This window comes from Bacteroidota bacterium (assembly GCA_008933805.1).
Taxonomy (GTDB): domain Bacteria; phylum Bacteroidota; class Bacteroidia; order UBA8524; family UBA8524; genus SB11.
Genome location: WBUH01000008.1, coordinates 1 through 19,409, shown reverse-complemented (window position 1 = coordinate 19,409; position 19,409 = coordinate 1). Strand labels below are relative to the sequence as shown.

General features: G+C 42.7%; 16 protein-coding genes. 6 read left to right on the top strand and 10 right to left on the bottom strand.

The window, feature by feature from the left end; all coding sequences use genetic code 11:
* Nucleotides 1-40: 40 nt before the first annotated feature.
* Nucleotides 41-2,878, bottom strand: a complete 2,838-nt coding sequence (locus F9K23_09240) for a T9SS type B sorting domain-containing protein (GenBank protein ID KAB2915907.1) — start codon at nucleotides 2,876-2,878, stop codon at nucleotides 41-43.
* Nucleotides 2,879-3,045: 167 nt separating this feature from the next.
* Here F9K23_09240 and lpdA point away from each other — a divergent pair, with 167 nt between their 5' ends.
* The 4 genes from lpdA to F9K23_09220 all read left to right on the top strand — a co-directional run bounded on the left by lpdA (nucleotide 3,046) and on the right by F9K23_09220 (nucleotide 7,009).
* On the top strand, nucleotides 3,046-4,446 hold the full coding sequence (gene lpdA / locus F9K23_09235) for a dihydrolipoyl dehydrogenase (GenBank protein ID KAB2915906.1): 1,401 nt from the start codon (nucleotides 3,046-3,048) through the stop codon (nucleotides 4,444-4,446).
* Nucleotides 4,447-4,512: 66 nt separating this feature from the next.
* Nucleotides 4,513-5,490: a bifunctional phosphoglucose/phosphomannose isomerase gene (locus F9K23_09230; GenBank protein ID KAB2915905.1), complete on the top strand. Its 978-nt coding sequence runs from the start codon at nucleotides 4,513-4,515 to the stop codon at nucleotides 5,488-5,490.
* A gap of 32 nt (nucleotides 5,491-5,522) precedes the next feature.
* Nucleotides 5,523-6,551, top strand: a complete 1,029-nt coding sequence (locus tag F9K23_09225) for a fumarylacetoacetate hydrolase family protein (GenBank protein KAB2915904.1) — start codon at nucleotides 5,523-5,525, stop codon at nucleotides 6,549-6,551.
* Between the two features lie 5 nt (nucleotides 6,552-6,556).
* Nucleotides 6,557-7,009: a GNAT family N-acetyltransferase gene (locus tag F9K23_09220; protein ID KAB2915903.1), complete on the top strand. Its 453-nt coding sequence runs from the start codon at nucleotides 6,557-6,559 to the stop codon at nucleotides 7,007-7,009.
* A gap of 163 nt (nucleotides 7,010-7,172) precedes the next feature.
* On the opposite strand, the gene F9K23_09215 is transcribed toward F9K23_09220, so the two are convergent.
* The 4 genes from F9K23_09215 to F9K23_09200 all read right to left on the bottom strand — a co-directional run bounded on the left by F9K23_09215 (nucleotide 7,173) and on the right by F9K23_09200 (nucleotide 10,449).
* The gene (locus F9K23_09215) at nucleotides 7,173-7,559 is read right to left on the bottom strand and encodes an FKBP-type peptidyl-prolyl cis-trans isomerase (GenBank protein ID KAB2915902.1); all 387 of its coding nucleotides are present in this window, start codon (nucleotides 7,557-7,559) and stop codon (nucleotides 7,173-7,175) included.
* Nucleotides 7,560-7,581: 22 nt separating this feature from the next.
* Nucleotides 7,582-8,286: an FKBP-type peptidyl-prolyl cis-trans isomerase gene (locus tag F9K23_09210; GenBank protein ID KAB2915901.1), complete on the bottom strand. Its 705-nt coding sequence runs from the start codon at nucleotides 8,284-8,286 to the stop codon at nucleotides 7,582-7,584.
* Nucleotides 8,287-8,321: 35 nt separating this feature from the next.
* A complete protein-coding gene (locus F9K23_09205; protein ID KAB2915900.1) occupies nucleotides 8,322-9,956 on the bottom strand; it encodes an ATP-binding cassette domain-containing protein in 1,635 nt (544 codons plus the stop codon).
* 235 nt (nucleotides 9,957-10,191) lie between these two features.
* Nucleotides 10,192-10,449: a 30S ribosomal protein S20 gene (locus F9K23_09200; GenBank protein KAB2915899.1), complete on the bottom strand. Its 258-nt coding sequence runs from the start codon at nucleotides 10,447-10,449 to the stop codon at nucleotides 10,192-10,194.
* 132 nt (nucleotides 10,450-10,581) lie between these two features.
* Between F9K23_09200 and F9K23_09195 the strand changes: the two genes are divergently transcribed.
* Nucleotides 10,582-12,057 carry a glycine--tRNA ligase gene (locus tag F9K23_09195; protein KAB2915898.1) on the top strand — a complete coding sequence of 492 codons (1,476 nt, stop codon included), beginning with the start codon at nucleotides 10,582-10,584 and terminating at the stop codon, nucleotides 12,055-12,057.
* Nucleotides 12,058-12,443: 386 nt separating this feature from the next.
* On the opposite strand, the gene F9K23_09190 is transcribed toward F9K23_09195, so the two are convergent.
* Nucleotides 12,444-13,061 (bottom strand): SprT family zinc-dependent metalloprotease, encoded by a 618-nt coding sequence (locus tag F9K23_09190; GenBank protein KAB2915897.1) that lies wholly within the window; start codon nucleotides 13,059-13,061, stop codon nucleotides 12,444-12,446.
* Nucleotides 13,058-14,806: a 1-deoxy-D-xylulose-5-phosphate synthase gene (dxs, locus tag F9K23_09185; protein KAB2915896.1), complete on the bottom strand. Its 1,749-nt coding sequence runs from the start codon at nucleotides 14,804-14,806 to the stop codon at nucleotides 13,058-13,060. The genes F9K23_09190 and dxs overlap by 4 nt, the downstream gene beginning before the upstream one ends.
* Nucleotides 14,807-14,878: 72 nt before the next feature.
* On the opposite strand from dxs, the gene F9K23_09180 reads away from it, so the two are divergent.
* Nucleotides 14,879-15,136: a hypothetical protein gene (locus tag F9K23_09180; protein ID KAB2915895.1), complete on the top strand. Its 258-nt coding sequence runs from the start codon at nucleotides 14,879-14,881 to the stop codon at nucleotides 15,134-15,136.
* 5 nt (nucleotides 15,137-15,141) lie between these two features.
* Here F9K23_09180 and F9K23_09175 read toward each other — a convergent pair whose 3' ends face one another.
* Genes F9K23_09175 through F9K23_09165 form a run of 3 tightly spaced genes read right to left on the bottom strand, consistent with a single transcriptional unit; the run spans nucleotide 15,142 to nucleotide 18,420 of the window.
* The gene (locus F9K23_09175; GenBank protein ID KAB2915894.1) at nucleotides 15,142-15,897 is read right to left on the bottom strand and encodes a response regulator; all 756 of its coding nucleotides are present in this window, start codon (nucleotides 15,895-15,897) and stop codon (nucleotides 15,142-15,144) included.
* Nucleotides 15,881-17,023 (bottom strand): hypothetical protein, encoded by a 1,143-nt coding sequence (locus F9K23_09170; GenBank protein ID KAB2915893.1) that lies wholly within the window; start codon nucleotides 17,021-17,023, stop codon nucleotides 15,881-15,883. Before F9K23_09170 ends, F9K23_09175 begins: the two co-directional genes overlap by 17 nt.
* Nucleotides 17,024-17,046: 23 nt before the next feature.
* Nucleotides 17,047-18,420, bottom strand: a complete 1,374-nt coding sequence (locus F9K23_09165; GenBank protein ID KAB2915892.1) for a serine hydrolase — start codon at nucleotides 18,418-18,420, stop codon at nucleotides 17,047-17,049.
* Between the last annotated feature and the right edge of the window lie 989 nt (nucleotides 18,421-19,409).

Here is a 19,409-nt window from a genome sequence, read left to right as displayed (position 1 = left end):
TTGTCTATCCCGTGTCATATTTGTGCCTAATCCTCCACAATTATCTTAGCAGATGGAATGTACCTCTGAAGTTTTGCACTTTATTTTCGGCAATAATATTCACCACATACAAATACACCCCTTCAGGCACGGCAATGCTTTTATAGGTGCCGTCCCAGCCGGTTTCAATGGCGTTTGTTTCAAACAACAAACTTCCCCAGCGGTTAAAAATTTGCATCCCAAATTGTTTTACCCCTATTAAGCCAACCACTTTAAACACACTGTTCAACGTGTCTCTGTCATTGGGTGTAAAGGCATTTGGTATGTAAAGCTCAAAAGGTAAAACCAGTTTAAATGCCGTATCAAATTTATGCTCGCAGCCATCAGCATTATAAGCTGTTAAACTCACCGCGTAAGAGTCGGTTTTGGTGAATGTACGTGTGGGACTTTCTTCGGTACTGGTTTCTGCGTTGGCAAAATCCCAGAAATAGGTTTGTGCCCATTTAGATGTGTTGTCAAAAAGCAACGTATAAAAGAACCCCGAACTGTCTTTTGGCACAATAACAAAACTTGCTTTGGGCGTTGGTTTTACCCTAATAGCATTCTCTTTAATGGTGGTGTCAACACAGCCCAATTTTGTATAAACAGCCAGCGATACTGTTTTATAGCCGGTATCTGTAAAAGTGTAATCGAAGTTTTGTGTGGAGGCAGTATCTCCGTTGGTAAGTTGCCACAGCCAACGCTCAACATTACCCGCGGTGTCGGTGGTGGTATTTATAAAATGTGCTGTATCACCCGCACAAATATCAGTTGCAGTAAAGTTGGGAGAAGGGTTGGGCAGCAAATACAACTTTCTGCTATGTGAACTAACACACCCTTTGTCGGAGGTCATTGTTACGGTGACGGTGTACGTTCCGGCAGTGTCAAAATGTTTTGCAGGAGGATTGGCTAATAAAGAGGAGTCGCCATCGCTAAAAACCCACTTTGTTTTGGTTATTGCCCCGCCGTTAACGTTTGAGGTGTTTGTGATAGCGAACCGGTTGTTTTTCAGGCACAGCAACGTATCAGTGTACTGAACATTTATATTAACACCGGGATACACATACAGTTTTTGGGTTTTGCTTTCAGCACAATTATCAGAAGAGGTAGCGGTTAATTTCACCGTATAAATGCCGGTGTCGGTAAATCCTCTGAATACTTTAATACTGTCAAGCACTGCATTAGCAGTATTAGAAAAGTTCCATTGCAGTTTCTTTTTAGTTGAACCGTTATGAAATACAGAGGTATCGTCAAAAATAAAAAAGTTAGTAGTTAAGCACTGTGCCGTATCGTTGATTACAAGTCCCAACGAAGGGTAGGGAAGGGTGCGTACTATTTGTTGAACCGTGTCAGGGTCTAGCTTGATGGGTGAAGTTATAATGTTACTGATAGTATAGGTGCCGTGCTGGGTGTAGGTTTTTTGCACCCGTTTTCCTGTGTCAGTAGTTCCATCGCCAAAGTCCCAAAAGCTGGAAGTTATCAAGCTGGTGTCGCCCTCATTGTTCATTGTAAAATTTAGCGAGCCGCAAAGCGGCGGCGAAACCGCAATGTGGTGGCTAAGGTTCTTAAAACTACTCCCGCCAATGTATGCGTAGCTAATGTCCTTGCCATACCCGTAGGCAATCATCAAAAAGCCTTTGCTGCATTCTACCAAGTGGTTTCCGCTGGGTAAGCTTATATTGGTATAGCTATACTGGGGCATAGATGCAAACTGTGTGAAATTTGAAGCCGGTACTGCGTTTCCGTTTATTTTTAACAATCCGATGGAGGTAGTGTTAACCAGAATGTATGAATAATGGTTTGTAAACTGTGAGTAGGTGGCTGTGGCATAACTCACGCGGTCAATAAACTGCTCTAATGAAGGTATTACCACCATTGCAGGGTCTCCCACCTTCACACACGATGAACCTTGCAGGTATTGTACCACCATAACGGGTTCGCTAGACTCAATGCTTATAGCCCCTATTTGGTCAAAAACCGTAATAATTTCGCCCTTTTGTATAGTATTGGTTAGTGCCCCGTTGGTTCTGATTTTTGTGTTATTTACCGTGCCAATGATACGGTAGGTGTATTTTGGTGTAATTAAATCAGACGAAAGCGGAGCCAAGAGATAGCGTTTGCCCAATGCCGTAACGGGTAACATTTGCTCCATTAAAACATCGCAATACGGGCACAAAGTGTTGGGTATATTCACACATTCAGTACCGCTGAACAGTGCAAACTTTTTTCCGTTTGTCTCAACAATGTGGGTGCCTGTTAAATCCAATAGCCCCTGAGCCATTTCCATATAGGTTTGGCCTTTGTTCAGGTTAATGGTATATGGAGTTCCTGCTGTGTGGTTGCCTCTGGTGTTTACTTTTGGGGTAATTCTTAATGTGGTATTGTCTTCAAACGCAATGGCTACAAATTTAGACGGCACTCCCGTTGTAATTGCCTCGAACGACGAGGTGTAATATTCGCTTCCACAAGCATCTTTTGGGTACACCAACGCTCCATCAGCAATGGCCGAAATATAACTCATTGCATACACCGTAATGGGTGTGGGCGAGGTAATGCGTAATGCCTCGCTACCAACAGTATTATTAGCATCGGGGGTGCAATACGCCTTTTGGACATTAACTGTATACGGAACTCCGCCGATAATGGGTATGTTTTGTGAAAACCCCTTGGCAGTATTACTGATGTTTACAATCGTATTGATTGATGATGAAAGTGTTACATCGCACTGGGGGTTGGTGTTAGGCCGTAATAAAAAGCTGACGTAAAAATCGGTGCCTTCTGATGAATATTGCTGTCCCTTGCCATACAGGAAAGAGAATACCAAAATGAAAGCAAATAACGCACGCAATCTTATGGGCATTTAAACAGCAAGGTTAGTACTCTGATGTAGAGTGACTTTTGTGTAATATAGTTGCTTACAGGTAATGTCATATTTGTCGCTTTGTATAATTATAATACTGATAACGCCACCATAGGGTAATAGTACCTATAAATACCTATTTTTGCGGCAAAATTTTAAGTAAATCTATGTCGCAATACGATGTAACCGTAATCGGTTCAGGCCCCGGTGGATATATTGCAGCAATCCGTGCTGCACAATTAGGCTTCAAAACAGCTATTATCGAAAAATACCCTACGCTTGGCGGTACCTGCCTAAACGTAGGCTGTATTCCTTCAAAAGCGTTGCTTGATTCATCAGAGCATTACCACAATGCTGAGAAATCATTTGCAACACACGGTATTGAGCTAAGTAACCTTAAGGTGAATATGGAGCAGATGATTGCCCGTAAACGCGACGTGGTGAAAGGTAACACCGATGGTATTGCCTACTTGATGAAAAAGAACAAGATTGATGTGTATGAAGGGTTGGGTTCTTTTGTTGACAAAAACACCGTAAAAATCAGCGGTAAGGATGGCGAAAAAACCATCACTACCAAAAATACAATCATTGCAACCGGCTCAAAACCTTCATCATTGCCAACGGTAGTGATTGATAAAAAACGCATCATCACATCTACCGAAGCTTTAGAATTGCAAGAAGTTCCTAAAAGCCTTGTGGTAATTGGCGGTGGTGTTATCGGTCTTGAATTGGGTAGTGTGTATGCCCGTTTGGGAACTAAAGTTTCAGTGGTTGAATATGCCGATGGTATTATCCCAACTATGGATAAAGCCTTGGGTAAAGAACTACAGCGTGTACTTAAAAAACTGGGCTTTGATTTTTACCTGAGCCACAAAGTAACTGGTGCTACTGTAAATGGTGATGAAGTAACCGTAACCGCCGAAGATAAAAACGGTAAAGCAGTTGAATTTAAAGGCGATTATTGCTTAGTATCAGTAGGTCGCCGCCCTTATACCGACGGGTTAGGCTTGGAGAACATTGGTTTGAAAACTGATGAGCGCGGTCGTATTGCTGTTGACGACCATTGCAAAACCACCGTTGACGGTGTTTGGGCAATAGGTGATGTAATACGCGGTGCCATGCTTGCTCACAAAGCCGAAGAAGAAGGTGTTTATGTGGCTGAACAGATTGCCGGACAAAAACCACACATCAATTACCTGTTGATACCCGGTGTGGTATACACATGGCCAGAAGTAGCCGCTGTGGGTTATACCGAAGAAGAATTGAAACGCGACGGACGTAAATACAAATCAGGTTCATTCCAGTTCCGTGCATTGGGTCGTGCCCGTGCCAGCGCTGATTTAGATGGTTTTGTAAAAGTATTGGCCGACGAACAAACCGACGAAATACTTGGTGTGCACATGATTGGTGCCCGCGCAGCCGATATGATTGCCGAAGCAGTAGTAGCGATGGAGTTTAGGGCAAGTGCTGAAGACATAGGAATTATTAGCCACGCACACCCTACTTATTCAGAAGCGTTTAAAGAGGCAGCCCTTGCTGCAACAGCAAACAGGTCGCTAAACTCGTAAGTAAGTTTTTAGGTATTTGGCCCGAAAAATTAGTATATCTGCAAAAACAATAAGTTATAATCTGCTATGATCACACATCCCGAGTCGCTGAAAACATTTTATACCCAACTTGAGTATGTATTGCAAAACTACAAACCTCACGGTTTGCAAGCTGCCAGTTACAGCAATATTGTAATTGCAGGCTTGGGTGGCTCAGGTATAGGTGGCAAGTTAACCAAATCATACTTTGCCGCTCAAATGCCTGTTCCTGTTGATACAGTGTCGGATTATGACCTTCCAGGGTATGTAAACAACAAAACCTTATTGGTGCTTTGTTCATACTCAGGCAATACCGAGGAAACCTTATCTGTTTTTGAGCAAGGCAAAGCCAAAGGTTGCACCATGCTGGCAGTTACTGCCGGCGGTCAGTTAATGAACCTTGCCGAAGAACACGGATTAACCTATTACACCGTTGCAGGCGGTTTTCAGCCCCGCATGGCCTTAGGATATTCGTTCGGGTTTTTGCTGAAAATATTTGCTGAGTTGATTAACCAAGATATTGATGCCGATTTTGCTGAGTGTATCGAAAACTTGCAAAATCAGGATGAGCACCAAGAAGCTGCTATGGGCATCATGAAAAAATTTGGCCGCTACCTAAACAGCAAATACATAATAATTGCCGATGGACCATTGGAGGCTACAGCCATCCGCGCCTGCCAGCAATTGCAAGAGAACAGCAAAAAAGAAGCGTTTTGCAACATTCTGCCCGAAGCTAACCACAACGTTATTGAATCATACTACGGACAACTGGATGCCAATTTTATATTGTTGAACAGTAATAGCCATGAACGCGTAGTTGAACGTTTTGAGTTTGTGAACGGCTTGCTTGAAAAAGAAAATAACCGCGTGGTGCACATTATGGTTGAAACCCTAAGCCTGCGCATGATATTCTCTATCATCCATAAAATGGATTGGTTGTCTATTTTCATCGCTGATGAAACCGGCCAAAACCCAATGGAGATAGAAAACATTATTTCACTAAAAGATTTTTTGGCAAATAATTAACTGTCGGTCATAAACCGCAGATACAGGATACAATGAAATTAGTTACCTACCAGCAACAAAACGATGCTGCCCATTTGGGCATCTTCCACGACGGAAATATATATCCTTTGCAACGTATCGACCATACGATGCCCGATGCCATGCTTGAGTTTCTGCGCAAAGGCGACGGTGCTATGGAGCGTGCAAAAGAGATTAACAGTTTGATAGTAAACGAAGGCAAATACAGTGAGTTTGCTATAAAAGCTGATAAAGCCACGTTGCTGGCTCCCGTTCCAAACCCCACCAGTTGCCGCGATGGTTATGCCTTCCGTCAGCACGTGGAGGCAGCACGCCGAAACAGGGGAGTGGAGATGATTAAAGAGTTTGACGAGTATCCCATCATGTATTTCACCAATCACAACGCCATACAAGGCCCTGGTGATATTTGGTGTATGCCCGATCATTTTCAGAAGCTGGATTTTGAGTTGGAAGCGGCCATCGTAATTGGTAAGCGCGGACGTAATGTGAAAGCCGAAGAGGCCGACCAATACATCGCGGGTTACATGATTATGAACGATATGAGTGCCCGTACCCTGCAAATGGAAGAAATGTTGCTAAATCTTGGCCCTGCAAAGGGTAAAGATTTCAGCACTGTAATAGGTCCTTGGTTGGTTACGCCTGATGAATTAGAGCCGTATAAAATACCTGCCAAAGCAGGTCATGTGGGTAATAATTACGACCTGAACATGAAGTGCTGGGTAAATGGTAAACTGGTTTCTGAAGGTAGTGTAGGCAGCATGGATTGGACGTTTGCTGAAATTGTGGAACGTTGCGCCTATGGCGTTGATATATGGCCCGGCGATGTGATTGGTTCAGGTACTGTAGGAACGGGTTGTTTCTTAGAATTGAACGGCACAGGACTGCGTTTAGACCCTCAGAATTTTAAACCGCAATGGTTGCAAGCCAATGATGTGGTAGAGATGGAAATAACGGGCTTAGGACATCTTAGTAACACCATCCGCAAAGAGGATTCTGATTTCTCAATACTTGCTTTGAAAAAGAAGGCAATTACAAACGAGTAACTTTTTTGAAACTTACTTTTAAAACAATAGAACACAATTCAGCCGAGTATAGGCAAGTTGTGGATTTACGCGACCGTGTATTGCGGCAGCCGTTGGGTTTAGCTTTTACCGAAGCCGAACTTGCTGCTGAGGCTAACCAGATACATATGGCTGCATACGGCGAAGGACAACTTGTGGCTTGTCTTGCATACGTAATAATTGACGATAATACCTTAAAGATGCGTCAAGTGGCTGTAGAGCCTGAAATGCAGCGCCAAGGTATAGGGCAGCAGTTGGTTTCAAACGCTGAGATTTATGCTGTTGATAACGGGTATTGCCGCATCGAGTTGCACGCCCGTGATACTGCCGCTCAGTTTTACCTTGATTTGGGCTACGAAATCATCGGACACCCCTTTATTGAAGTAACCATTCCCCATTTTAAAATGGTAAAGGATTGGTGCACCGTAATCGGGCATTAATCCGTCCTGCTGAACTTGTTTCAGCATCGTACTCTCTATTCACAAAAAATACTGATGAGTTCCCGAAACCAGTTAGGGAGAGCATTACTAATTAACGCATAATAACAAAAAAGCCCCGACAAAGTCGGGGCTGTATAGCTGTTCAATGCTAAATGTAAAAGGATTATCCTACGCGGATAAGCTCAACGTCGAAAATCAACGTAGCGTTAGGACCGATAATGCTGCCGGGAGCACCATAAGCACCATATCCCAAGTTTGAAGGGATAAACAGGGTGTATTTAGCACCTTCGCTCATCAACTGCAAACCTTCAGTCCAACCTGCAATTACACGGTTTAGAGGGAAAGAAATAGGTTGTCCGCGTTCTACAGAGCTGTCAAAAATACGACCGTCAGTCAACATACCTGTATAGTGTACAGTTACGTTGCTGGTAGGGCCGGGTTTTGCGCCCGTACCTTCGGTAATTACTTTGTATTGCAAACCGCTGGGAAGGGTAACAACACCTTCTTTGGTTTTGTTATTTTCTAAGAAATTTGTGCTTTCAGTTGTCATAATCGAAATATATAAAGGGTAATTAATTTACTTTAATCAACTCAACTTCAAAAATAAGGGTAGCATTAGGCCCGATAATAGAACCTTGTGCACCGCGCTCGCCATAGGCAAGTTTTGCCGGGATGTAAAGGATGTATTTAGAACCTTCGCTCATGTATTGCAAACCTTCAGTCCAACCTGCAATTACACCGTTCAAGGGGAAATCAATCGGCTCACCGCGATCAACAGAGCTGTCAAACTTACGGCCGTCAATCAAAGTACCGGTATAGTGCACCGTTACTTTATCAGTAGCTAATGGTTTTTTGCCTGTACCCTCAGTAACTACCTTGTATTGCAAACCGCTGGGTAAAGTAACAACGCCTGCATTGGTTTTGTTTTTAGCCAAAAAAGCTTCTCCTTCAGCAAGGTTGTTTAAGGCAACTTTTTCCTGCTTTTGGGTGAAGTAGTTATTAATTAGCGGGGTAGCGTTATCACGGCTTATCCTGCAAGCGCTATCTGCAAGTTTTTTGTTCAAAATATCACTTAAAACAGCCGTTAGGATTTCGGTGTTAAGGCTGTCGAAACCTTGATCCCTTAAGCCGTTACCGTACAATACACCTATTGCATACGAAACAGAGTCGTTGTATGTTTTAAGTTTCACCTTTTTTGATTCTTTTTGGGCAACACTAGTTAATGCCAAAATTGATAGTAGTGCAGTAAAACCTGCTGACAAAAAAAACTTTTTCATGAGAGTTTTATGGTTGTGTTTAGTATTAATAAGGATTATACCGCGTAGGCCGTTCCGGCATACATGGCTTCGCGCTGTTCTTTAATTTCAGCACTGCTAATATAATCATCAAATGTCATCAGTTTATCAATTGTGCCGCGTGGGGTAATTTCTATAATGCGGGTAGCAACTGTTTGCATAAACTGGTGGTCATGGCTGGTAAACAACACACCGCCTTTAAAATCAATCAATGCGTTGTTAAAGGCAGTAATCGATTCCAAATCCAAGTGGTTAGTAGGTTCATCCAATACAAGGAAGTTGGCATTTTGCAGCATCATACGGCTGGTCATACAACGTACCTTTTCACCTCCCGATAGAACTTTGGCCATTTTTTGGGTTTCCTCACCGCTAAACAACATACGACCTAAAAATCCGCGTATGTATGTCTCGTCTTTCTCTTTGCTAAACTGGCGCAACCAATCCACAAGGTTTAGGTCAACATTGCTAAAAAAGCTGCTGTTATCGTTAGGCAGGTAAGCCGTTGTGATGGTAACTCCCCAGCGGTGCTCGCCCGTATCAGGTTTCACTTCGTCCATCAATGTTCTGAAGAACGTAGTTAGTGCCATACTGTTTTTAGAAACCAGCGCTACTTTATCGCCTTTGTTCAGTGTAAAGTTGATTTTATCAAACAATACCTCACCGTCTAATGATTTTGAAAGGTTTTCAACCGCTAAAATCTGGTCGCCGGCCTCACGTTCCTGTTGGAAGATAATACCGGGATAACGGCGGGTACTGGCTTGTATCTCGTCGATGTTAAGTTTTTCAAGCAACTTTTTACGACTGGTTGCCTGCCTTGATTTTGAAGCGTTAGCGCTAAACCTTGAGATGAAATCCTGCAATTCTTTGCGTTTGTCTTCCATCTTCTTGTTTTGGTCGCTGCGTTGCTTCAAAGCAAGTTGGCTGGCTTCGTACCAAAACGTATAGTTACCTGTGTATATCTGTAGTTTGTTAAAATCAATATCTACAATGTGGGTACACACAGTATCTAAAAAGTGCCTGTCGTGCGATACAACAATCACTATGTTTTTAAAATCCGCTAAAAAGTCCTCTAACCAATTGATGGTTTCAATATCCAAATCGTTGGTAGGCTCATCCAGTAGCAAAATATCAGGGTTACCAAACAGTGCTTGCGCCAATAGTACGCGCACCTTTTGGTTACCGCTCAATTCGTTCATTTGGCGGTAGTGCATATCCTCGCCAATGCCCAAGTTGCTAAGCAATTCAGCCGCATCGCTTTCGGCCATCCAGCCGTTCATTTCTGCAAACTCGCTTTCAAGTTCGCTCGCACGGTGTCCGTCGGCATCGCTAAAGTCAGGCTTTGCATACAGGGTGTCTTTTTCCTGCATAATATCCCACAGCTTGCGGTTACCCACAATTACAGCATTCAAAACCGTGTATTCGTCAAACTCAAAGTGGTTTTGCTTCAATACGCTCATGCGCATACCGGGCAGCATAGAAATGCTACCTGTATTAGGGTCAACCTCGCCCGAAAGAATTTTTATGAAAGTTGATTTTCCTGCGCCGTTGGCACCAATAACACCGTAGCAATTGCCGGGGGTAAATTTCACATTTACCTCATCAAACAACACCCGTTTGCCATAGCGTAGGGAAACATTAGAAACTGTAAGCATATCTGATTATAAAAAGTTTGCAAAGATAGCCAAAAGGCAAGGTAATATCTAAAACAATTGTGTGAAAGAGGGGGTTGGATAATTGTCTTTTATCGATAGACTAAAGTCCATCTCTATTTAAAAATTGCAACCGCTTGTAATTTCACCAACAAAGGATTTCAATCCGTTTCAATAGGCTCAAAACAAAAAAAGCCCGCATTGCGGGCTTAAAATATCCTATTCTCTGCTTAAAAAATTAAGCAGGAAGTTGTGCTGTAAAGCGGGTAAGTTTCGATTTTTGGTTAGCAGCTTTGTTTTTATGGATAATGTTTTTCTTAGCCAATTTATCAAGCATGCTATACACCTTGTCTAAAAGACTTGCCGCTTCATTGCGGGTTTTGCTTTTACGTATGTTTTTTATAACCGTACGGGTGCTTTTTGCTTGGTAACGGTTCCTTAACCTCTTGGCTGCGTTGGCCCTTATACGTTTTTGTGCCGATTTATGGTTTGCCATTGTATTGTAACTATCTCTTTTTTATGGGGTCGCAAATATACAATTTAACTTTACAAAAGAAAAACTTTTTGCGCTTTTTGATTATAAGTAGCTTTGCGCGGAGCAAAAATAGGACAATACCGCATAATTAGTATGAGTAACCAAGAAGATATTTTTAAGAAAGTAGTATCGCATTGTAAAGAATACGGGTTTGTTTTCCCATCAAGCGAGATATACGACGGCTTGGGAGCCGTGTATGATTACGGACAAAACGGGGTAGCCTTGAAGCGCAACTTACGTGAATATTGGTGGAAAGCCATGGTGCAAATGCACGAAAATATTGTGGGTATTGATGCCGCTATTTTTATGCATCCCAAAGTTTGGAAGGCCAGCGGACACGTTGATGGTTTTAGCGACCCTATGATTGATAATAAGGACAGCAAAAAACGCTACCGTGCTGACCAGTTGCTTGAAGACCGCATTGAAAAGTATATGAAGGAAGGCAAAACCGAAAAGGCAGGACGTTTGCAAATTGCAATGGACGAGGCTTTGGAGCGTGAAGACCTTTCAGCCTTGCGTGATTTGATTATTGAGCATGAAATTGCTTGCCCTGTTAGCGGAACGCGCAACTGGACGGATGTGCGCCAGTTTAACCTTATGTACAGCACCCAAATGGGTAGTGTAGCCGATGAGGCCGATACGGTGTACTTGCGCCCCGAAACTGCACAGGGTATTTTTGTAAACTTTTTGAACGTGCAGAAAACCGGCCGTATGAAGATACCCTTTGGTATTGCACAGGTGGGTAAGGCGTTCCGTAACGAGATTATTGCACGCCAGTTTATTATGCGTATGCGCGAGTTTGAACAAATGGAAATGCAATTCTTTGTTCGACCCGGCACTGAAATGCAATGGTTTGAATACTGGAAAGAAGCTCGTATGAAATGGCATAAAAACTTGGGAGTTCCCGAAAACAAATACCGTTTTCATGACCATACTAAATTGGCATTTTATGCTAATGCAGCGGTAGATATTGAGTTTGAATTTCCTTTTGGATTTAAAGAGGTTGAAGGTATTCATAGCAGAACCAATTATGACTTAACCCAGCACCAAAATATGAGCGGTAAAAAGATACAGTATTTTGATGCTGAGTTGGACGAGAACGGCAAGGCTTACGGTAATTATATCCCTTATGTGGTAGAAACCAGTATAGGACTTGATCGCTTGTTTTTACTAACCATGTGCAATGCCTACCACGAGGAAGAAGTACCTACGGCTGACGGCAAGACAGATGTACGCACGGTATTAAGGCTGCCTGCAATATTGGCTCCTATTAAATTGGCGATTTTCCCCTTGCTTAAAAGAGACGGGTTGCCTGAAAAGGCTCGCCAGATAATGGACGACTTGAAGTTTGATTTTGATTGTTTTTACGAGGAGAAGGATGCCATTGGTAAACGCTACCGCCGCCACGATGCGATTGGTACTCCTTTCTGTATCACTGTTGACCACGACAGTTTGCAGGATGAGCAGGTAACCATCCGCTACCGTGATACCATGCAACAAGAGCGCGTGCCTATTGCGAAGTTGAAAGAGATACTTTCAAAAGAAATAAACTGGCGCAACGTATTGTAGTGCCGGTTTAATAGAAACTAAAAAGGGGAGTTGTTTAGTAAACAACTCCCCTTTTTTATTTCGTTCAGCTCCCAGTCCTCCCGGGCTTGTCTCGGGATCTCATTGGTATTGAGGATAGTTATGCGATGCTGAAACAAGTTCAGAATGACCGTTTTGGGCGTACTTTCCACCCCTACCCCCGCAAGCGGGGGACATTGAACTGCGAACGAGTATTGATATTTGTAAAGATTGTGAAGTAAGTCTGCATCCTAATGTCCTCCTGGAGAGGAGGATTCAGGAGGAGGAATATCGCAGTCATCCCGAACTAGCTTCGGGATCTCATTAGTATATATCGTGAATAGTGAGTAAGATGCCGAAACGAGTTCGGCATGACGGAGTGGGATGTATCACTCCTCCAAACGTTTCACCTCCGCTAAGGGACTAACCATGTAATAACGACGCAAGTTCACTTCGTAGCATTTATACCGCTTGCGCGATTTGGGGCCTTTACGCATCACCATGCCGTTATCTAAGGCAAACAAAGAGTTATCGGGTAATTCTTCCAAATGCTCAAACTCTTTGTTCACATCGTACTTACGCAGGGTACGCAACAAATCCTCATCGCTGCAACTGGATGCCGCGGGGTTTTGCATATAGGCTACCAATGCGTTATAAATATCCAACGGAAACACCTTTAGTTTTACTACTTCGCGCATCAGTATTTTATATTCGTTTTTCCACTCAGGTCCGTGCGGACTTACTTTATTGCGGTATTTATTCCAAGTGGTAAGATGTGCCATTTCATGCACCAAGGTTATCAAAAACGAGTACGGGTTTAGGTTGTGGTTAACCGTAATACGATGCCCTTCGCCGGCATAGGGATGTCGGTAATCCCCCAATTTTGAGTTACGGGCTTTGGTGATGCGCAAGTGCGCGCCAAACTCTATCACCCATTGTGCCAGTAGCGGCACGGCAGGTAAGGGTATATACTTTGCAAGTCCTTTTTCAAGTTGATCGCGGGTCATTTCACAATTTCAAGTATTGCCTTTTCAATACTGTCTTCATCGTACCCGCAAATTTTGTACAATTCTTCTTGTTCGCCTTGTTCAATAAAGTTATCGGGTATCCCTAAACGCTTCACTTTTGGGGTATAGCCATTGTCTGCAAAAAACTCAAGCACTACGCTGCCAAAGCCTCCGGCAAGGCAGCCGTCTTCAGCGGTTACTATTTTATTGAATTTTTTAGCCACCTGGTGCAATAATGCTTCATCAATAGGCTTCACAAAGCGCATATCGTAGTGTGCTACTGATAATTTGCCTGCTAACCGCGCAATGGCAGCTTGCGCCAAATTGCCCGCAGTACCCACTGTCAATACGGCAACATCGCTGCCTTCTTGCAGCATCCTGCCTTTTCCTATTTCAACTGCGGTAAACGGGGTTTGCCAATCGGCCATTACGCCATTCCCTCTTGGGTAACGTATGGTAAAGGGACGTTGCGGATTAAGTTGAGCAGTGTACATCAGATTACGCAGTTCCTCTTCGTTCATAGGGGCGGCAACTATCATATTAGGCAAGCAACGCATAAAAGCCAAATCAAACGCCCCGTGATGGGTAGGCCCGTCGGCACCTGCAAGCCCTGCTCTATCCAAACAAAATACCATCGGCAGGTTTTGCACACACACATCGTGTATCACTTGGTCGTATGCCCGTTGCATAAACGTTGAGTAGATATTGCAAAACGGCACCAAGCCCTGTGTAGCCAACCCTGCGCTAAAAGTTACTGCGTGTTGCTCTGCAATGCCTACATCAAAAGCCCTGTCGGGCAAGGCATCCATTAAAATATTCATGCTTGAGCCGCTGGGCATTGCGGGAGTAATCCCTACAATTTTAGGGTTCAGTTTGGCCAGTTCAAGCAAAGTATGCCCAAATACATCCTGATACTTAGGTGGTTTGGGTTGGTTGTGTATCTTTTTCTCAATCTGCCCCGAAATTTTATCAAACACACCGGGTGCATGCCACTTGGTTTGTTCTTTTTCGGCAGGCTCAAAGCCTTTGCCTTTGGTGGTAAGGCAATGCAGCAACTTAGGGCCTTTTACTGTTTTTAGTTCAGTTAATACGCTTACTAATTGTTGAACGTCATGTCCGTCAACAGAGCCGTAATAGTTGATTTTTAACGACTCGAAATAATTTTTATACTCGCGTATGGCAACGGTATTGGCATCAATGCTGATGGAGTTATCATTCAACACAATCAACACATCCGATTGCAGCGCACCAGCGTGATTCAGTCCTTCAAAGGCCAAGCCGCCTGTGAGTGCACCATCGCCGATTACTGCCACATAGCTGCGGTTTTCCGCCAACAATTTGCCGGCAGCAGCCATACCCACTATTGCCGATATGGAAGTACTGCTGTGTCCTGTGCCAAAGGTATCGTATTCACTTTCGGCCATCTTTGGAAAACCACTCACGCCGCCTAACAAACGGTTGGTATGAAAATTATCCCTTCGTCCCGTAAGTATTTTGTGTGCGTAGGCTTGGTGGCCCACATCCCACACTAATTTATCGTAAGGGGTGTTAAGCACATAATGCAACGCTACAGTCAGTTCTACCACTCCCAAATTAGCCGCAAAATGCCCTCCGTATACCGAAATGGTATCAATAAGGTATTGGCGTAATTCGGATGAAAGTGCAGGCAACATAGCCACCGAAAGCTTTTTAAGGTCTTGAGGTGATTGTATGGGCTGCAATAAAGGACCGGGGGTAATGGGCATAGCGTTTGGTGGTGCAAAAATAGGAAAAAGAGAGAGGCATGTTGTAATATTGGATTATATATCAATACCTCTATGCCCTACGAAATCGAAACGGATGATTTAAAAACCAAAGAAGATTTTATTGCCTTCTTAGATTTTTTTTATAAAGATTACCTTAAGAACAAAGACAAATGGGAAAACAATACTCTTGAGCTTTTTCTTGAGGCCATGATTGCGTACACAGAAGATATACAGGGCATGTACGATAACCAGAAATCGGGTGTTGATTCTAATGAAGCATCGTGGAGGGTTTTTGCTGATATTATGTGTGGTGCGGCAATTTATGAATAGCTTTCCTACAAACTAAACATCTTTTTGATTGCAGTAGTGTAACTGGTGCCTGTTTGTATGGTTTCATCCGTTGCACCTTGCATGATGAATGAATAACGACTGCTGAAGGTTTTACGAATCTCTACGATTTTATCTTTGTTTATTATGTAGGTGCGATGCACACGGATAAAGTTAGGCGGCAGTTGTCCCTCAAGATAATTAAGGGTTTGAGTGATGATGTGTTTATTCCCGTCGGTATCAAAAACGGTTACGTATTTATCCTCGGCTTTAAATAAAATGATGTTCTCTATTTTAACCAATACTATTTTATTTCCTATTGATACTGATATGGTATTTAATGCACTTTGCCGGGTATTGCTGCTTAGTTGCTGCGCCAACTGCTGCAATGCCGAAAAACTATCCAACTGATTTAGTTTATTGATGGCTTTTTCAAGCCTTTCGGGGTGAATAGGTTTTATTAAATAGTCAACCGAGTTTTCCTCAAATGCTTTCAGTGCGTATTCATCATACGCAGTGGTAAATATTATTTTGGGTTGTGAGTTTACCTTTTGCAACATCTCAAACCCGGTAAGTCCCGGCATTTCTATATCCAAAAACACAAGTTGCGGGCGAAGTGTATTTATTTTTTCAAGTCCCACAATGCCATTTTCAGCCTCCCCAATAATATCAATATGTTCGCTGTGCTTTTCAAGCAGCTTTATCATTCGGTTGCGCGCAATCCTTTCATCATCCACAACTAATGTGCTATACTTCATGGCCATGTGTTTTTAACTGATGAATTTCAATTAAAATATATTTTTTAGGGTCGTTATAAAAACTGACACTGTTATTTTTAGGGAATAATAAATCCAGTTTTTCGCTCACATTACGCATCCCGTAACCAGTGGTAAGCTGCACAGGAAATTTGGGGCCATTATCCGCTACCATTATGTGTAGTGATTCCTGATGTTTTGTTACTGCTATTTCTAATACGCCCCTTGCCACCTTTGATGTACCGTGCTTTATGGCATTTTCTACCAAGGGTTGCACCAAAAAACGGGGAATCAAATAATTCCCGCAGCCCTCTTCAACGATAATCGAAAACTGTAATTGGTCTTCAAACCTTGTTTTCTCAATATCCAAATAGGTTTGCACCATGGTAATTTCTTCATCAATGGTGGTGTATACTTTCCCTTGTGAGTTAAGGCTATACCTGAATAAATCGGACAACGAAAGCACCATTTTTTCAGCCTTGTCGGGCTCATCGTGTATCAACCCTGCAATAGAATTTAGTGCATTGTAAAGAAAATGCGGGTTAATTTTTGCCTGTAACGTTTCCAGCTCGGCTTGGGCAAGAAGTTGTTCTGTTTGTTGTATATGCAGTTCTTTCTCTTTCAACTCCAATAGTAATTCATAGCGTTTTGCCTGTTTTATAAAGAGTGGAATAGAAATGAACAATGAGAACAGCGAGTAAGAAATAAAATTAGTGGTTATCGGGTCGATAGTATATTTACCAAAGGAGATTATATCGTCATCTACAATGCCAAATCCGGCATAAATACTTTCTGTTATTGCAGTCCCGATAAGCACCCCAACCACTGTGGCCAGCAGTTTTAACAGGATTGTTTTTGTAGGCTTTATTCTTTTTTGAACTGCTTTTAACTGAATAAAATAAATAGTATTTATGGCACAAACGGGGATTATTAAAAGCTCAGCCTGAAACAGAAACGAATGCAACATAAGCTCATTAAATGCTATGGTTGTCCCTTCATCCAACAATGCTGTTACCACCCACAAAGCGGTAAATAACAACTGAAACAAAAGCAGCAAGGGTAAATGCCGCAGGTTTTCGTACAACCATTGGTTATTTACCCTTTTGCTTAAATATTTTTCGTAAGCAGTAAGCATCTGTGTTTAAATGCACAAGTTAATTAATACAGCACTATTCGTTGGCGTGTAGCCGTGGCGTTATCAGCAGCCACTTCAACAATAAATACGCCCGTGCCTATATTGTCTTTATGCAACTGCAAATTATTACTTTCAATTTTATACTGCTGCACTAGTTGTCCGGTAATAGTATAAATGTTTACCGTATTGTTTGCAGCAGCATTATCAATGCTTATGTTCACCACGTCGTTTGCTGGATTGGGATAAACATTAAACTGAGGTTTCTCAGCTTCAACAACTGATAACGGGGGTAATGACGACTCAAGCACCTCTTCAATTGCACGTTTAATAGTCAGCGCTTCTGTGTAAGTATTTTGTTCGTTGCATACCACTACTACACTGTACTTTGATGACACACTGTATTCCATTTCGCTGTTTTGCAAGGTTGCTCCGCCATGTCCCCAAAACTGTTTCCCCAAAAAAGAGGTAAAAAACATACTTAGCCCCATAGGATACGTGGTGTTTCCAATTTTAAGTTTCGTAGTCATTTTTGTCATCGATGCCTCCGAAAGCACCTCGCCGCTATACAGTTTATGCGCCCAAAGAGCCAAATCTTCGGCAGTAGCAACTATACCCCCTGCCGCCCATGCAGCCGTTAAAAACGATACGAAGGTTTCATCAAAATAAACTCCGTTACTAAGCCAAGTCTCTGCCCTTTGTTCTGTAAAAGTATCATAGCCCTGTAAGAAAATATGCTTTAGGTTATGCTTATCCAGTATCTTTTCACGCAACACCACGTGATAAGGCTTACCCTCTACTTTTTCAATTATCTTACCCAGTAAAATAAAGCCGGTGTTGCAATACTCGTGTGTTACCCCGGGGTCTGCCAATTTAGTACCAACATAGGTAGCCAATACCGTATCAATATCCCACTTCACGCCGGGCTCTGAATTGTTTATTTTATCATAAAAATCAGGGTGATTTGTGTAGTTATACAAGCCACTGGTGTGATTTAGCAATTGCCTGATGGTGATACCGTAGGTTACATTTTTCAATGGAGATAGGTACTTGTAAATAGTATCCTCTATTGATAGTTTGCCTTCTTCTTCCAGCAGCAGTATAAGAGCGGCAGTGAAGGTTTTGGTATTGCTGCCCATTTCAAATAGCATAGACGGATCTAATACTTGAGTCCCTGCATTGCCTTCGGTTTTTTTCCAAGTGCTGCCATCAGAAAAAACCACTGAGGCCGAAACCCCTTTCAAACTATACTGAGAGACCCTTTTTGCCAATACTTTGTTCAAAGTATCAGTAAACATGTTATTAAGCTGTGCATTTACTGTACCGCACAACAAAAAAGCAGCAACAAATGTGGCTATGTACAGCGGCTTGAAAGGTGTAGTAAAATTTTTAGAGTCCATAGTTTCTTTTGATTTTTTAACAAAACTATGGCTGCCTTAAGACGTACTAAAGCTATTTCTGACGAATGAATAAACGAGCCGATGAACCAAAATTTTGAAGGATGAATTTACCTCACCCGAAGTGCAGAAAAGCACCGACTTACTCAACTCTGCCCTCTCCTAAAGGCGAGGGAATTACAAAACGTCATATCTTTTAATCATATTGGGTTTGTCATTGGGCAAAAGTCCCCTTTTAGGGGATTTAGGGTTCGACCTCTCCCGAATCGCAGAAAAGCACGACTTCCCCATCCCCGCCCTCTCCTAAAGGCGAGGGAATTGCAAAACGTCATACCTTTTAATCATATTGGTTTGTCGTTGGGCAAAAGTCCCCTTTTTGGGGATTTAGGGGTTCGACCTCTCCCAAATTGCAGATAAGCAAAGACTTTCCTAACCCCGTCCTCATCTAAAGGCGAGGGAATTGCAAAACGTCATACCTTTTATCATATTGGGTTTGTCATTGGGCAAAAGTCCCCTTTTAGGGGATTTAGGGGTTCGACCTCACCCGAATTGCAGAAAAGCATCGACTTCCCCAACCCCGCCCTCTCCTAAAGGCGAGGGAATTGCAAAACGTCATACCTTTTATCGTATTGGGTTTGTCGTTGGGCAAAAGTCCCCTTTTAGGGGATTTAGGGGTTCGACCTCACCCGAATTGCAGAAAAGCACCGACTTCCCCATCCCCGCCCTCTCCTAAAGGCGAGGGAATTGCAAAACGTCATACCTTTTAATCATATTGGTTTGTCGTTGGGCAAAAGTCCCCTTTTAGGGGATTTAGGGGCTCGACCTCACCCAAATTGCAGAAAGCAAAGACTTTCCTAACCCCGCTCTCATCTAAAGGCGAAGGGATTGCAAAACGTCATACCTTTTATCATATTGGGTTTGTCATTGGGCAAAAGTCCCCTTTTAGGGGATTTAGGGGTTCGACCTCACCCGAATTGCAGAAAAGCATCGAC